Below are 15,178 nucleotides of genomic sequence, written 5' to 3' on the forward strand. Positions count from 1 at the left end.
CTGCCAGAACGACTAGAAAGGTGCGGTCGACTGTTAAGGCGACAAAGCTTTCAGTCGTTTACGGCTAGCGGTAACTAGGTAACGATACAGATTTCCTGTCCCCTCACTTTCCCTTTTCTAGGTTCGGGCTGAAATCATCCACTGGATGATTTCACTGCACAGCTCTTAGGGCGTGTTCAATTAACAAGATACAAAGCCCGTTTAAAAATCCGTATGAAAATAAGGGATGACGAGTGATGCTGGCATCACGATGACAGCCATCTTTTTCACTAGGATTTTAGGGCGTGTTCAATTCATCAAGATACAAAGCCTGTGAAAAACGCAAAAGGAAAATAGGGGACTGACTGACGAATCGCCAGATTCTAAGTCAGGACATCTTTTTCCCGCAGCGTTTAAGACGTGTTCGATTCCAACAAGATACAAAGCCCGTTAAAAAAGCAAAGCAAAAATGGCGGTAAGTCCGAAATCTTTGATTTCGCAGACGCACCTCTGCCAGAACGACTAGAAGGGTGCGGCAGGCTGCTAAGACTGCAAAGCCTTCAGACGTTTACGGCTAGCTAAGTTGAAATCAATTCTAAACTTACTATATCTTTTTCCCGCAGCGTTTAAGGCGTGTTCGATTCCAACAAGATACAAAGCCCGTTAAAAAAGCAAAGCAAAAATGACGGTAAGTCCGAAATCTTTGATTTCGCTAGCGCACCTCTGCCAGGACGACTAGAAGGGTGCGGGCGGCTGTCAAGACGACAAAGCCTTCAGACGTCTACGGCTGGCGGTAAGCCAGAAATAACCTGAGGCAGATGGTACAGCCTAGAAAAATACCCGCACATCCTGCGACATGCGGATATTAAAACCTTCAGTCAACTGCAGCCGACTGCTGAAAAAGCCTTATGAAACACGAGGAAAACCTAAAAAGCAGGTTTACAGCAAGGCCTTAAATTGAATATTGGAATCCTCTTCAAAGCAATCATCAAAGCCGCGAGGATGATGGTATTCAATGAGGTTTTTATCCTGAGGATAAGTATACTTACCGCCGACTTCCCAGATAAATGGATGGAATTGATACTGAAGCCGATCTTTACGCATTTTCCAAAGCTGAATAATCTCATCTGTTGAAGCCATGAAGTTAGACCAGATATCATAGTGCACCGGAATAACAACTTTTGCCCGCAGATTCTCAGCCATACGTAAAAGATCAATTGAAGTCATTTTGTCTTGAATACCAACTGGATTGTCACCATAATTGTTAATGGCCACATCAACATCAAAGTCTTTGCCGTGTTTTGCAAAATAATTAGAAAAGTGTGAATCTGCCCCATGGTAAACCGTACCGCCAGGAGTTTCAAAGACATAGTTAACAGCTTTGCGAGCCATTTCTTCGTCTGTAACAGGCAGTCCTGCCAATTCTCCGTCCTGAGCCTCAGCACCTTCTACCGGCAGGGTTACCAGGCAGGTCCGGTCGAAAGATTCAACTGCAGTGATTTTAAGATCTTTTAATTCAATCGTGTCACCAGGTTTAACAACAATGATGCGTTCTTCAGGAACTCCCCAGTTTTTCCAGATTTTTGCACATTCGTAAGGGCCGACAAATTTGACATGATCAAGTTTAGGATTATTGACAATAGCAGCTGCAGTGTTGATGTCAATATGGTCACTGTGAAAATGCGAAACCAAATAGTAATCTAATTCATTGATAGCAAATGGATCGATGACCATCGGCTGAACACGAAGATTGGGCTGGAGCTTGCGCACTCCGGCCATATTAGCCATCTGGTGGCCGCGAACCATGTCCTTAACTTTCTTTGTATGCTTGCCCCGATTGGACCACAAATCCATGACAACATTTGCCCCGCCGGGGGTTTTGAACCACACGCCGCAGTTCCCCAGCCACCACATCGCTACATTGCCTGCCGGAACCTCTTCTGCTTCAATTTCTTCGTTGAGCCAGGTCCCCCATTCCGGAAAGGTATTTAAAATCCACGACTCTCTGGTAATGTCTTTTACATTTGGCATAGTTTTACTCCTCCTGATAGTTTTACATTTTTCTACACTATTAGTATAGACCCAAAAAGGGGCACAAAAAAGACCAAGTATCACACAAGCATGTGTGCAAAAATGTACTTTAGGCACTTAACAGCCTTCATTGTGTCAGAAGTCGGGACAGAACCTGATGAGCAGGGGAAATAGACGCAGGCATTCCCGTTTTTTAGATTAGAGCCAGCTGTCCGCGCTCTTATTGGAAGGACTGAGTAGCTCAACGTCCACTATTGGTTTATTGGTTGGCTACAATATAGTCGTAGATTTTATCTGGGGCAGATTGGTCAAGCGTTTCGAAAAAATCTTTTCGGGTGAGCAATTTCAGCAACTGGTTCATAGCTAACAGATGGACACTGCTCTTAGGAGCTGAAAGGAGTAAAATGTATTTAACTTTTGTCTGTTCTTTAATCATGTAGGGCTTTTTCAAAACAATCAAACTCATTCCCAAGTGGTTACCGCCTGTATCTCTAGCATGCGGCATACAAAACAGATCAGTCAGCTGCATAATCTTTCCGGACTGATAGTCTTCTAAAAGTTTTTTTAAATAAGACTCTTTAATGATTTTATTTCTCAGCAAGGGAGCGGCTGCCAGAATAATCCCTTCTTCATAGCTGGATATTGTAACAATGCTTTGAATAAATTCCAAGCGCAAAATATCTGATAAGTTTGGTTTGGCCGAACCTTTTTCCTTATCTGTATCAATCGCCGGACTCAGTAAATAATCATATAATTCACCTTGGAGCTGCTCAGAATTTTTGATATCGCTGTTTTTACTGATAATAGTCATCAAGTCTGTTACCTTAGGAAAGCGAACCTGACCGATACCAAATCTGCTGTAGACTTTCTTGAGCAAGTGATAGCGTTCTTGTGGTGTCATTGCCGGATTGACAATGAAAATATTTTTGTTAACTTGATATAAGTCAACATTATTTTCTGTTGAAAAAATCAAGTCAACCGTGGAAGTTTCCTGCAAAAAATGATGACTGTCATAAGGGCCGATGAAATGAAAATCCGGAAAAAGAAGCTTGAGCTGCTGGAAGACAAAACTTGAGCTACCGATACCTTTCTGGCAAATAACAGCCGCAACTTTTTTACCATCTTTTTTAATCCCGTAATCTTCAATAGCCACAATGAAGTGCATGCTCAAATAAGCTACTTCTTCATCAGGAATTGGGAACTGATAATAGGATTCAATCGCTTTTAAAGAAGAACGGACAAGCTGAAATAAGTTGGCATACTGCGAACGAATCCGTGCTGAGAAATTATTGAGAATCGGAATTTTATATAACATACGGTAATGAACTGCTCGAAAATGGCTGTACAGATTGCTTTTGACTTCTTTAATATTGTAAAATTCAATGCCGGATAAAAGTTCAAAACGATTGATAACCTTATTGACCAGATTAAGTATAACAGTTCGGTCAAAAGTGGCTTCTGATATAGATACAGTCGTAAAGGTCAGAATCCATGAGGTCAAAAAGCTAATAGCCTTTGGACTGGGGGTAAGAGCCAGAATTTTTTTTAGTACAGCTGCGGCAATCATGAATTCCTTGGATGATTTTAAAGAAGTGTAGCCTACTGTATCCTGAGGACCTGTCTTGGACAGATAAGGTTTGAACAGGGTCAAAGTATAGGTAATTTCAAGCAGCTGCTTATCCGTAAGCGTAAGCCCGTATTTTTCTACGGCACAGTGCCTAAAAATAGCCGTGACAGATGCTAAATCGTTAATCTTTTCATTGTAAAACAAATAATCATAGAAAAAAGTCTGCCAATCCGAGGATAAGTCCTCTAAAATATAAGACATGGCCAAATAACGAATTTGATAGTCATCACCCGATAAATAATAGCCGACAGTTCTGTCATTAGCTATACGGATATGATAAGGGGACAGTTCTTTTTGCAGTTTTTTAATATCTTCCATAACGGTCGATTTACTGACTTTTAGTGAAGCGAGAAAGTCGCTGGTTGACAGATAAGCTACCTCCTTTCGAAAAAGGATAAAATAAATATATTTGCGGCGCTCCTCTGCAGTCAGTAAATAATCATCAAAAAAGTGCCCCTTATTAAAACAGTCAATAAAAAATTCTTTATTCTTAAAAGATAAGATAAGGTTCTGCTGCAGTAAAGACAAAGCTTGCTGATGATGCTCCTTTAAAAAATCGTTAATATAGTCCAGCGTATAAAGGATCTGTTTTTTTGATAGACCTGTTCTTGCCATAAGCTTGGTTAGGCTGATTTCTTCTTCACTGATAAGAATATTAATGATTTGGATTGATTTTTTATCTAACATGGCCTTCTCCATTAGATCATCCTGCAGCAGTGCTGTTATGAACGCTTAATATATCGTTTAACAGCCTGCCGCAACAGACGGGCATGTTCCTCAATTGTTTGAGCGCTCCCGCTGGTCAGCAAAGAGCCGATTCCCATACAGTCCACTCCGGCCTCCAACCATGCATCTACGTTTTCTAAAGTAACCCCGCCAGAAGAGAGAAGCGGAATAAAGGGAAGAGGTGTTTTCAGGGCGGCAACCAAATCCGGCCCCCAAAATGATGAGGTTGGAAAGGCTTTAATCATTGCCGCACCGGCTTCCAAGGCTGCAACAGCTTCTGTTACAGTCGTGCAGCCGGGCATATAGGCGATTTGATAGCGGTTGCAGATTTTCGCTACTTCTTCTTTGAAAGTAGGAGCAATGATAAACTGCGCTCCTCTCATAATCGCTTCCCAAGCTGTTTCGCTGTCCAGAACTGTTCCGGCACCTATTAGCAGTTCTTCTCCATGTTCTTTATACAGTTCTTCAATCAAATGACCGGCATTAAAATGAGTGTAACTGATTTCCAGACAACTGACGCCGCCGGCTAAACAGGCGGCTGCAATCTCTTTAGCCCTCTCTGGTCTTTGTGTGCGGACAATAGCCATAATTTTACCGCTATAGATTTTATTCAATACAGCTAATTTTTTCATGTTACTACCTCGTAAATCCTTCATATTCCTGATAAGCTGCTAACACCTGATCTATTGTGTCTTTTTGGTGGTCAGTCAGGCAGCTGAGTACAGGAGCCAGCGGCTGGCCGACAGGAATGCCGATTTGATTGAGTGAAAATTTCAAAACAGCCGGTACAGTAGCTAATTTAAGAACTTTACGAAAGGCTTCGATACTGTTTTGAAGTTCCTGAGCTTCTGCCAGACGCCCTGCTACAAAGGACTGATAAATCCCTGCGTCTGTTTTAGTTAAAAGATTGGATGTTGCTGCAACTGCTCCCTTGGCTCCTAGTTTTAAGGCTGCTAAAATCTTCGAATCCGACCCTACAAGTACTGAGAAATCTTCATGATCCGTCAGCTCAATATAACGTTTAAGCTGCTTAAGATCGCCGCTGCTGTCCTTTACAGCAATAATATTAGGGATTTTAGCCAAACGGCCTACTGTTTCTGCTTCCAAATTATTACCGCTGTTTTTCGGTATATTATACAAAATAATCGGCAAATCAACAGCTTGAGCAATGGCTTTATAATGCTCATATATCTCCTCTTGTGTCAATGAGAGAAAATACGGAGTGATAACAGAAACAGCAGCAACTCCAGCATCTGCCATACGCCTGCTTAAATCAATAACTTCCCTAGTTGCGACAGCTCCCGTCCCGACATAAACCGGCAGACGGCCTGCTGTTTTTTCGACAACTAGCTTAGCGTAAGCCAGTTTCTCATCCGGACTTAAGCCGTAAAACTCACCGTTGGTTCCAAGAATAAATAACCCCTGTACACCGCCTGCCACTAATTTTTCAATTAATTTTTCAATTCCTTCATCAGAAAAACTGCCATCAGCAGCAAATGGTGTGACCATAGCCGTTATGATACCATCAATAGTCAATTTTTTATTTCCTTTCTAGCGATTCGCCTAAAGCTCCGCCCGGATGCCAGAGATGGTACTGTTTCAAATTAAGCCGGTTTTTTTCCTGTAAAACAATCGATAAGGCTTGTAAAATCAAGATTTCGACAACAACTGATGCTCTGGGGGGCTTATTAAAAGAGTCTCCTTCCTGCTCTACACCGGCAAACAGGGTTAAATCTGTATTCTCAGCCAGCCAGGAAGAGGCTCCGCCAGTAACAACAATAAGGGTCACTCCCAGTTTTTTCAAAGCTCCGACTGTCCTTTGCAGCTCTTGTGTCTCTCCACTGTTTGAGACAGCAATTACAATATCTCCACTCATAACCTGTCCGGCAGAACCATGAAGTGCTTCTGTCGCATCTAAGAAATAACTGGGAGTCCCGGTTGACGAAAATAGAGCCGCAATATAGTGCGAAACATGACTGGGTTTGCCGATACCTGTAATATGGACACGGCCGCCCTGCTGTTTAGCATTTAGGATAAGATCGGCAGCCTGATAAATTTTGGACTTATCTAATTGCGCCATAAACTGACTGACTTCGGCTGCCAGTGTTTCTGTAAAATAGTTTAATTGTTTTTCTGCTATGTCGTTTGTCATAACTCCCTCCTATTATTCTGCTGGGTCTGTTAAAACATATCCTTGCCGGTTTTCAACAGTTTAACGGCCCATTACCTTTAAAACAAAGTCCAGCAGGTTCCCAACGATATTATAGTCAATATTAGGAAATGTAGAGCCCTCTATTCCTAAAGAGCCGTAAAGCGGATAAAGCAGAACCGGCAAAAAGGCTAATAGGAGACCTTGAATAAAAGATCCTGCCAAGGCTCCCCGCCAGCCGCCAGTGGCGTTGCCAAATACCGCGGCTGTCCCGCCGGAAAAAAAGCAAATATGCGCTGCCGGAATAATGATAACCGGAAATTTAAATACAACCATGACAAAGACAGCAATTAAGCCAGCTATGTACGAAGAAATAAAACCGATAATAACAGCTGTCGGTGCAAAAGGAAAGACTGTCGGAACATCCAAAGCCGGCCGTGAATTGGGAATAAATTTTTCTGAAATAGAGACAAAAGCTGCCGTAATTTCCGCCAAGAACATTCTTACTCCTGTCATCAAAATAGACATGCCGGCAGTAAAGGTAAAGGCTTGAACAAATGGGAAGACCAGCCAATGGGTATCACCGGCTAATTCCTGTGTTGCTGCCGGTCCCGCTTTTAAGGCCGACAGATAGAAAAGCAACAGCATAATAACAGCCACACCCATCAGGAAATCTCGGAAGATGGATAACCAGCCAGGAAAATTAAAACCTTCCGTTGTCTCCTGTTCATGCTTTTTAAAAAGTTTACCGATATAGCCTGAAGCTGCATAGCCAATCATATTAAAATGTCCGATTGCGGTAGCATCGCTGCCAGTAATCTTTCTCATAAAAGGCTGACATAACTGCGGTAAGGCTGCTGAACAGAAACCCAGGATCAAGCCACCACTGATAATGGCCGCTACATCACTGACCCCGTGAGCTTTTAATACAAGTGATAACACACAAGCAAAGAACAGACTGTGGCCGGTTGTAAAGAAAATATTTTTAAAAGGTGTTAATCTGGCGACAACCAAATTCATCACAAAGCCCAAAATAAGTGTACAGCTTGTAACAAAAGCAAATTCGCTCTGTGCAAGAGCAGTCGCTGCCTCTGGAGAAGCAACAACTCCTACCAGATGAAACCCTTTCTGAAAAAGTGTGTTAAAGTTTTGAAGGGCTACAGTCATGATAGAACCGCCAGAGCTAAAGACAACAAAACCAATAACCGTTTTAAATGTTCCAGTTAAAACGTCCGGTCCGCTTTTTTTCTGGGCCAAAAGACCGACCATAGCTACTAAACCCAGCAAAATAGCAGGTGTACTTAAAAAACTAATAATAAAATCCATTTTTCTCCCCTCACACAAAGATACAAAGCCCGTGAAAAGAGCAAAGCAAAAATGACGGTAAGTCCGAAATCTTTGATTTCGCAGACACACCTCTGCCAGAACGACTAGAAAGGTGCGGTCGACTGTTAAGGCGACAAAGCTTTCAGTCGTTTACGGCTAGCGGTAACTAGGTAACGATACAGATTTCCTGTCCCCTCACTTTCCCTTTTCTAGGTTCGGGCTGAAATCATCCACTGGATGATTTCACTGCACAGCTCTTAGGGCGTGTTCAGTTCACACAAAGATACAAAGCCCGTGAAAAGAGCAAAGCAATAAAGAGGCTTGCCGATAATTCTAAGAGTTGCTGCAGCTAAAAGTAACCTTGCTCATAACTGACGTATCCCCGCATCAGGCTCTCTCTTTTTGCTAAAGCTTGAAGCTGGCTAATTTAAAACACTTTCCAGCTTATTTTTGATTTCTTCTTTGTCTACTACACTGTTGATGCCGATAATTTTCTGAGGAATATGCTTTTCGGCCAGTTCATCAGCTACATCTGTCAATGTAATGACAATGTCTCCGGTAAAGCCCGGTAAAGCATCTAAAGATGCATGCTCTACCTCCAGAGGGAGCTCATGCTCCCGTATAACTTCCTCAACTTTAATTTTTAACATCAGACTAGAGCCTACTCCTGCACGACAGGCTACAAGTGCTTTAATCATAACTGCTGCCTCCTTCATATTTTTTTAACAATGATAGAAAATCCTCTTTTGTTGCCACTGATGCTAGCTGTCTTACAAATGCTTCACGGCTTAATAAATCGGCTAATCCCGATAATAATTCAAGGTGAGAATGATTAGCCGCAGCACTCAAAGGAAAAAGATATTTCACAGGATCGTTTGTCTTATGTCCAGAAAAAACAGGCCGCTTCAGTTTTGTAAAACCCAGAGCTGTTTTTAAAGCGCCGCTGCCTTCCGGTGCATGCGGCAGGGCAATATGTCTGGTAATCACAATATAGGGTCCGCTTTCATGAAAAATATCAACAATCCGTTCAGCATAAGCGTCGGTTACAAAACCATTTTCCGCCAAAGGTTTTACCGATAACCTGATTGCATCTGCAAAATCTTGAGCCACAACATCTATTAAAATTAAACGGCTATCTATAGCTTCCGATAACATAATGCCGCATTCCCTCCTTTCTTCATGACAATAGTAACAAAAAAATAAGGGCTTTTTAAGCCCTGTTTTGGTCCGATTTTTGGCCTGCAGCCAGCTAAAAATCGGACTCTTAGTTTTCAATAAAATAAAAATAGTCTGTTTTTTAATTTTATGCAGGTATAAAATTAAGGGCTCACAAGCTGCAGCTTTACAGCATAAAAAAAGTCGGGACAGACCTCCGCAATCAATTATTGAGGTCCGCCCCGCTTCTCTTATTTATTACAATATGTCAAAAGCAGCTCTCCTTAGTCCAATTCGGCCAGTGAAGCCAGTTCTTCGCCTACTATTTTTTCAATTTGGGTTTTTAAGGCGTAGCGGTCTTTGGCATTAGAAATATAGCCCTGCAGGCATTTTTCCAATTTTTGGCTGAAGAGTGATTCCGTTTGACTGCCTTGATTTTTTACAAAACGCTTTAACTTAATAATGTCATCATCATCCATAATCGGATGTACGACAATCCAAGGAATACGGCTGTCTAAAGCATCACTGGTTGAAATCACTAAATCAGCTTCCATAATATCATTGACACTGTGAAACTGTTCCGAAGTCAAAACAGCATCAATTTGGCAGTTATGCAAATGTGTCCGACACTGGCTCAGAAGGAGCTTTTGCACTCCGATTCCTTCATCACATACCAGAACTGCTTTCTTTTGGTATGAAGCCGTATCTTGCTTTTTCTGCAGTTCCCCGCCCAAATGAATAGTAAGGTAAGCAATATCATCATCGGTCATACGAATCAGCCAAGCTTCCTCCAAAAGAGGAACACAAGACTTGGTCATGGCAAATAAATCACCATATTTCTCTTTGATATGCTTGGTCAGAGGATTAACCGACAAAACACCGTACGTTTTCCGATAAAGCATCGCCTTACAATGAGTCAGGAGCTGATTCAGCAGGTAATCATGATTTTTAAAGCTAAGACCGTAACGCTCCTGAATCTCTTTAAGAAAAGCTTCCAAGGTAGCACGCATCTCATCATAATCACGGCTTTCCAAGTGACTGTCACGATCTTTGCGAAAAGAGAGCAAAAGCATGGCAATCAGGCTGATTTCAACATCATCCAGCTGGAGAGCAAAAGAAGCAGACAGGCCGTCAGCAATTTCACGCGCCAGCTGGTACTCTTTTCGCTGCCAAGTCATACTGAAATCCCTTTTAACTGCTTCTTTTTCAGCTTCTGTCAAATCGATACTGCGGTAGCTCAGCAGCAGATAAGGCAAAACCTGAACCATAAATTGGCTGTCTTGAGCATTAAGGGTCTTCCCCAGACTTTCTTGAGCAGAAGCGAGCCGTTGCTGCAGATAGGCTGTCACTTCATCAGAAAAATAGCTGTTAAAACCTGTTAAATCAATGATTCTCTCCCTGATAATATCAACAAAATTTTTGTTTCCTTCTGTATAGATCGTATAAAGCAGACGATATAAAAACTGAATTTTAGACAAGGGATGGCACTTTAAATAATAACCTCTGGACTTAGTAACCTGCAGCTGAATATCATATTCATCGGTCATCAACTTACGCCGAATATCATTAAGGTCATTAAGAATCGTATTGCGGGAAACAGCATTCAGCTGCATCAGCTGGTCAATGGTAACCCGGTCTTTGGAAACAGCAATATAGGTTAAGGTCAGCTGAATACGCTCTTCTACACTCATCACATAGCTGTAATCATCAAGCTGTTCCAAAAGCTCTTGACAGACAGCCTTCTGCTCTTCATTTAAAACAATACCGACCCGCGGATAACTGACAATTTTCTCCATACCAGCCGGCAGAGCTTCATTAATTTTCTCTAAATGGTAATAAATTTTACGTCTGGACTGATTGAGCTTCTTTGAAATAGCCATAACCGTTTCAGGCTCATCAAGGCTCAGTAAATACGACAGGAGGGCATAACTTTTTTTATCTAATATAATCATCAATCCCCACCAAGATACAAAGCCCGTTAAGAACGCAAAAGGAAAATAGGGGACTGACTGACGAATCGCCAGATTCTAAGTCAGGACATCTTTTTCCCGCAGCGTTTAGGGCGTGTTCAATTACACCAAGATACAAAGGCCGTTCAAGCTCACAGCAAAAATGACGGTAAGTCCGAAATCTCTGATTTCGCAGACGCACCTCCGCCAAGACGACTAGAAGGGTGCGGTCGGCCGCTAGGACGACAAAGCCTTCAGACGTCTACGGCTAGCGGTAACTAGGTAACGATACAGATTTCCAGTCCCCTCACTCTCCCTTTTCTAGGTTCGGGCTGAAATCATCCACTGGATGATTTCACTGCACAGCTCTTAGGCCGTGTTCAATTAATAAGATACAAAGGCCGTTTAAAACGGGATGACAGCGGCCTTATGCTTATCTATTAAATAGTATAATATAAAAATGTCACTTTTTGCTAATTCCTATCTGGGTTATTATTTTTCCTCATCTTTTACGGCAGGAAAACTTACAGACAGCTGCAAACTCCCAGAAAGACTTTTTGCGTCTGCTCTTCTTTGCAGTTCTTTAGTATAGGCTGCTAACTGCCTATAGCAAGTCTGAAAAGCCGCTGTTAAGACACTAAGGAGGCTGGGACAACAGTCCTGGCCTCTTTTTATTCTTCCCTATTTTCTTCGTCAGCTTTTAATTCAGCCACTGACGGTCCTGGACAGACTGCCAGAGCTTATCCAATCAGAAGAAGAGCAGCAAGCTTTCTTTTGTTGATCGTCTTTGCTGCTAGTCTGCATTTTTTTGCCCATAATAAGCATTAGGACCGTGTTTGCGCAGGTAGTGTTTATCTAAAATATAGTGAGGTGCCGGCTGCACTTGAGGATTTAGCTGCTCTGTCAGCCGATTCATTCGTGCTACTTCTTCTAAGACAACACTATGGTAAACAGCCTGAGCTGGATCTTTCCCCCAAACAAAAGGACCGTGGTTGCGGACGACAATCCCAGGAACAGCTACCGGATCAAGACCGCGCTCTTTAAAGGTTTCAATAATAACTGTGCCAGTCTCTTTTTCGTAGGCTGTACTAACTTCATCAGGTGTCAGCGAACGGGCGCAGGGAATCGGACCGTAGAAGTAATCAGCATGAGTTGTGCCATAAAAAGGAATATCCCGTCCGGCCTGAGCCCAGCCAACAGCTTCTGTCGAATGGGTGTGGACGATACCGCCGATTTCTGCAAATGCTTTATAAAGCTGAACATGGGTCGGCAGGTCGGATGATGGGTTGAGATCGCCTTCAATCACATTTCCATCAAGGTCTGTCACAACCATGTTATCCGGTGTCAGTTTTTCATAATCAACACCGGAAGGCTTGATAACAATCCGGCCGCCTTCCCGGTCAACTTCCGAAACATTTCCCCAAGTAAATTTTACTAGACCGTGGGCAGGCAAAGCAATATTCGCTTCATAAACGCGCTGCCGCATTTCTTCTAATGATTTAACCATTTATTTTAACCCCGCTTCTTCAATCAAAGGGTAGAGAAAATCCTGAGCTGCTTTAATTGCTTTTTCTGTCTCCTCTACCGTCTCACAATTTTCAGACCACATTTCCAGTAAAAACGGCCCTTGGTAATTGGTTTCTTTCAAAACAGCAAACATACCCGGCCAGTCAACGCAGCCATCGCCAAAAGCAACATCACGGAACTGCCCCTTGCTTTTATGCGTAACAGCATAGGTGTCTTTTAGGTGCAGGGCGGCAATAGAGGCGTGCCCAAGGAAGAATTCACTGTAAATGTCGTTATGCCAGGCTGAAAGATTGCCCGTGTCCGGATAAACAAAGAGATAAGGAGAATCAACTGCCTTTTCTACTGCTAAATATTTTTCAATAGAGTTAATAAAAGGATCATCCATAATCTCGATGGCCAGAATGACCTGAGCCGCCTCGGCCCAGTCACAGGCTTTCCTCAGATTCTTAAGAAAACGGGCCCGTGTTTGTGCCGACTTTTTCTCGTAATAGACATCATAACCAGCCAGCTGGATAACCCGAACCCCTAAGTCCTGAGCCAGCTCAATACATTTCCGCATGGTCTCCAAAGACTGGGCTTCAATTTCAGGGCTGTTGGAGCCCAAAGGGTAACGGCGATGGCCTGAAAAGCAGATGCTGGGTATTCGGATACCTGTCTCATAAACAGCCTTAACCACATCAAGCCGCTCTTCTTTGCTCCAGTCCAGTCTGACTAAGCGGTTATCGCTTTCGTCAATGGACATTTCAACAAAATCAAAGCCTAATTTTTTAGCAAATTCAAGACGTTCCCGCCATGAAAAAGGCTTGGGTGTTGCCTTCTCATAAATTCCGATAGGACGAGCCATGCAGTCACCCCCAAATCCGTTTAATTTCTTCTTTAAACGCCCGGGCCGCAGCTGCCGGATCATCGGCTTCTGTAATGCCTCGGCCGGCGATGAACGTAAAGACATCAACGCCATCAAAAAGTTTCAGGGTTTCAACCGACAAACCGCCGGTTACTGACACACGAAAGCCCATGTCAATAAGTTTCTTTACCTTATTAAGATCCTTTTCTCCCCAAGTTTCACCGGCCAGCAGCGCATCGCGCGACTGGTGATAGATGGCCTGAGAGATTCCGGCATCCAGCCATTGCTGCGCCTGCTCATAAGTCCAGTCCCCATACAATTCGATTTGGATCTCCCCGCGTTCGCCGCGTACTGCTTCGATGGCCTTGCGAGCCGCCTCCATAGTTGGAATGGTCGCGCAGCAGATGCAGGTCATCCAGTCAGCCCCGCGTTCAGCATTATTTTTGGCTACTGTGCCTCCGGCATCCGCACACTTCGTATCGGCAACAATCCATTTATCCGGAAAAAGATTGCGCAGTACTTCCACTAATTCGCTGCCGACTTGCAGCAGGCAAACTGTGCCGCCTTCAATAATATCCACTTCCTGTCCCACAGACACGGCAGCCTTAATAGCCCCCTGAAGGTCGGAGTGGTCCAGAGCAACTTGTAAATTTGGAAGTGTTTTTGTCATATCTCATCATCCTTTCATTTTTATGCAGTATTATGCAGCAAAGACGGTATCAATCAGCCGTCTGCTGTTTTGAAAACGTCAAATCATCTTGTCTTATTTTTTCAAATAGGAGCTGACTGTCAGAGGAAAGGCTGCAGTCAGTCCTTTCTTTATTTTTATTAGGAATCTAAGTCCAAACCTTCAAGATAAGGACTGTCTTTAGATTCTTCAACCATAGCCAAAACTTCTTCTGCTGTTTGGCAGGCGATCAGACGTTCGATGGAATTGTCCAGTTCAAAAAGTGCAATAATCTGCGGAATAGCTACAGAAGTATGAATTTCTGAGCTGGTTGCTGCCAAAGCCAAAAGAACGGAGACTTCCTTCCCGTCTGGAAAAACGACAGGCTCAGTCAGTGTCACTAAAGAGAAAGCATCACGATTGACCCCTGCTTCAGGACGGGCATGCGGCATGGCCATACCAGGCATCAAAATATAATAGGGGCCGTATTCATCGGTCGAATCAATAATGGCTTGGTAGTACTCTTCTTTAACAGCACCGCTTTCGATCAAGGGATCGACAGACAGTCTGACAGCCTCTTTCCAATCTCCGGCTGTCAGACCCAAGCGGATGGACTGATTTTCTTTAAAAGCTTGTGTTAAATTCATATGACTTCCTTTCTTTATCTTTTTCAAATAAGATACCGCCCCCAGCTATTAATGTCAGCAGAGATAAAATGATGAGGGATAGCCTGAGGGCAGATCAGCAGTTTTTCTGCAGCATTTTGTTTAGTTTAATAGTAAAGGTGCCCTCAGCAAAATGGAAAGCACCTTACCACATATCATTACAAAATAGCCTGCAGTTTTGTTTTTATTTCATTATCATCCATCAGATTATCAAGGCCGACAAGATGCCCGTCAGTGCGCCCTTCCAATTCCTTGATCAAGTGATTGGAGGCCACAACAATATCGTAACCCGAAGCCAGCCCTTTAGCTTCGCCGACTGAACAGGAAGCTGACTCGATATCAGTCACTCCCAGCTGACGCAGAGCGTTCTCAACTTTCATTTTTATCACCATAGATGAGCCCATACCATTACCACAGGCTGTAAGAACTTTAACCATTTGTTTTTCCTCCTGTTTTTCTTTTTATCCTAAATCATTTCATTTTCAGCCGCTCCTCTGCAGCTTAGCTGTACTCCTAAAAACAGCCCTATACTT

At 43.0% G+C, this 15,178-nt stretch carries 14 protein-coding genes; all 14 read right to left on the reverse strand.

All coding sequences use genetic code 11. The features are described from left to right. Positions 1 to 918 precede the first annotated feature (918 nt). Positions 919 to 2,010 carry an L-ascorbate 6-phosphate lactonase gene (gene ulaG, locus AB3329_RS09020; protein ID WP_368395672.1) on the reverse strand — a complete coding sequence of 364 codons (1,092 nt, stop codon included), beginning with the start codon at positions 2,008 to 2,010 and terminating at the stop codon, positions 919 to 921. 259 nt (positions 2,011 to 2,269) lie between these two features. Beyond that, positions 2,270 to 4,324, reverse strand: a complete 2,055-nt coding sequence (locus AB3329_RS09025; RefSeq protein WP_368395674.1) for a PTS sugar transporter subunit IIA — start codon at positions 4,322 to 4,324, stop codon at positions 2,270 to 2,272. A 35-nt stretch (positions 4,325 to 4,359) separates the two neighbouring features. Beyond that, complete coding sequence (locus AB3329_RS09030) at positions 4,360 to 4,995, reverse strand: beta/alpha barrel domain-containing protein (protein WP_368395675.1); 636 nt, start codon at positions 4,993 to 4,995, stop codon at positions 4,360 to 4,362. Positions 4,996 to 4,999: 4 nt separating this feature from the next. Further along, positions 5,000 to 5,899, reverse strand: a complete 900-nt coding sequence (gene dapA, locus AB3329_RS09035) for a 4-hydroxy-tetrahydrodipicolinate synthase (RefSeq protein WP_368395677.1) — start codon at positions 5,897 to 5,899, stop codon at positions 5,000 to 5,002. Between the two features lie 4 nt (positions 5,900 to 5,903). Further along, positions 5,904 to 6,515 (reverse strand): SIS domain-containing protein, encoded by a 612-nt coding sequence (locus AB3329_RS09040; RefSeq protein ID WP_438272902.1) that lies wholly within the window; start codon positions 6,513 to 6,515, stop codon positions 5,904 to 5,906. 60 nt (positions 6,516 to 6,575) lie between these two features. Further along, on the reverse strand, positions 6,576 to 7,838 hold the full coding sequence (ulaA, locus tag AB3329_RS09045) for a PTS ascorbate transporter subunit IIC (RefSeq protein ID WP_368395679.1): 1,263 nt from the start codon (positions 7,836 to 7,838) through the stop codon (positions 6,576 to 6,578). Between the two features lie 422 nt (positions 7,839 to 8,260). Continuing rightward, positions 8,261 to 8,536, reverse strand: a complete 276-nt coding sequence (locus tag AB3329_RS09050; protein WP_368395681.1) for a PTS sugar transporter subunit IIB — start codon at positions 8,534 to 8,536, stop codon at positions 8,261 to 8,263. Beyond that, positions 8,529 to 8,993 carry a PTS sugar transporter subunit IIA gene (locus AB3329_RS09055; RefSeq protein WP_368395683.1) on the reverse strand — a complete coding sequence of 155 codons (465 nt, stop codon included), beginning with the start codon at positions 8,991 to 8,993 and terminating at the stop codon, positions 8,529 to 8,531. Before AB3329_RS09055 ends, AB3329_RS09050 begins: the two co-directional genes overlap by 8 nt. A gap of 284 nt (positions 8,994 to 9,277) precedes the next feature. Beyond that, the gene (locus AB3329_RS09060) at positions 9,278 to 10,945 is read right to left on the reverse strand and encodes a BglG family transcription antiterminator (protein WP_368395685.1); all 1,668 of its coding nucleotides are present in this window, start codon (positions 10,943 to 10,945) and stop codon (positions 9,278 to 9,280) included. A gap of 790 nt (positions 10,946 to 11,735) precedes the next feature. After that, positions 11,736 to 12,449 (reverse strand): L-ribulose-5-phosphate 4-epimerase, encoded by a 714-nt coding sequence (locus AB3329_RS09065; protein ID WP_368395687.1) that lies wholly within the window; start codon positions 12,447 to 12,449, stop codon positions 11,736 to 11,738. After that, the gene (locus AB3329_RS09070; RefSeq protein WP_368395689.1) at positions 12,450 to 13,313 is read right to left on the reverse strand and encodes an L-ribulose-5-phosphate 3-epimerase; all 864 of its coding nucleotides are present in this window, start codon (positions 13,311 to 13,313) and stop codon (positions 12,450 to 12,452) included. A gap of 4 nt (positions 13,314 to 13,317) precedes the next feature. Continuing rightward, a complete protein-coding gene (locus AB3329_RS09075; RefSeq protein WP_368395691.1) occupies positions 13,318 to 13,983 on the reverse strand; it encodes a 3-keto-L-gulonate-6-phosphate decarboxylase UlaD in 666 nt (221 codons plus the stop codon). A gap of 158 nt (positions 13,984 to 14,141) precedes the next feature. Continuing rightward, a complete protein-coding gene (locus AB3329_RS09080; protein WP_368395693.1) occupies positions 14,142 to 14,627 on the reverse strand; it encodes a PTS sugar transporter subunit IIA in 486 nt (161 codons plus the stop codon). A gap of 176 nt (positions 14,628 to 14,803) precedes the next feature. Further along, positions 14,804 to 15,082: a PTS sugar transporter subunit IIB gene (locus AB3329_RS09085; RefSeq protein WP_067064165.1), complete on the reverse strand. Its 279-nt coding sequence runs from the start codon at positions 15,080 to 15,082 to the stop codon at positions 14,804 to 14,806. Between the last annotated feature and the right edge of the window lie 96 nt (positions 15,083 to 15,178).

It is taken from the genome of Streptococcus huangxiaojuni (assembly GCF_040930515.1).
GTDB lineage: Bacteria > Bacillota > Bacilli > Lactobacillales > Streptococcaceae > Streptococcus > Streptococcus huangxiaojuni.

Coding starts and splice junctions, on each gene's coding strand:
- AB3329_RS09030 (WP_368395675.1), bottom strand. CDS start 4,995: ATGAAAAAATTAGCTGTATTGAATAAAATCTATAGCGGTAAAATTATG.
- ulaG (WP_368395672.1), bottom strand. CDS start 2,010: ATGCCAAATGTAAAAGACATTACCAGAGAGTCGTGGATTTTAAATACC.
- AB3329_RS09025 (WP_368395674.1), bottom strand. CDS start 4,324: ATGTTAGATAAAAAATCAATCCAAATCATTAATATTCTTATCAGTGAA.
- AB3329_RS09065 (WP_368395687.1), bottom strand. CDS start 12,449: ATGGTTAAATCATTAGAAGAAATGCGGCAGCGCGTTTATGAAGCGAAT.
- AB3329_RS09070 (WP_368395689.1), bottom strand. CDS start 13,313: ATGGCTCGTCCTATCGGAATTTATGAGAAGGCAACACCCAAGCCTTTT.
- AB3329_RS09040 (WP_438272902.1), bottom strand. CDS start 6,515: ATGACAAACGACATAGCAGAAAAACAATTAAACTATTTTACAGAAACA.
- AB3329_RS09060 (WP_368395685.1), bottom strand. CDS start 10,945: ATGATTATATTAGATAAAAAAAGTTATGCCCTCCTGTCGTATTTACTG.
- AB3329_RS09055 (WP_368395683.1), bottom strand. CDS start 8,993: ATGTTATCGGAAGCTATAGATAGCCGTTTAATTTTAATAGATGTTGTG.
- AB3329_RS09080 (WP_368395693.1), bottom strand. CDS start 14,627: ATGAATTTAACACAAGCTTTTAAAGAAAATCAGTCCATCCGCTTGGGT.
- AB3329_RS09050 (WP_368395681.1), bottom strand. CDS start 8,536: ATGATTAAAGCACTTGTAGCCTGTCGTGCAGGAGTAGGCTCTAGTCTG.
- ulaA (WP_368395679.1), bottom strand. CDS start 7,838: ATGGATTTTATTATTAGTTTTTTAAGTACACCTGCTATTTTGCTGGGT.
- AB3329_RS09075 (WP_368395691.1), bottom strand. CDS start 13,983: ATGACAAAAACACTTCCAAATTTACAAGTTGCTCTGGACCACTCCGAC.
- AB3329_RS09085 (WP_067064165.1), bottom strand. CDS start 15,082: ATGGTTAAAGTTCTTACAGCCTGTGGTAATGGTATGGGCTCATCTATG.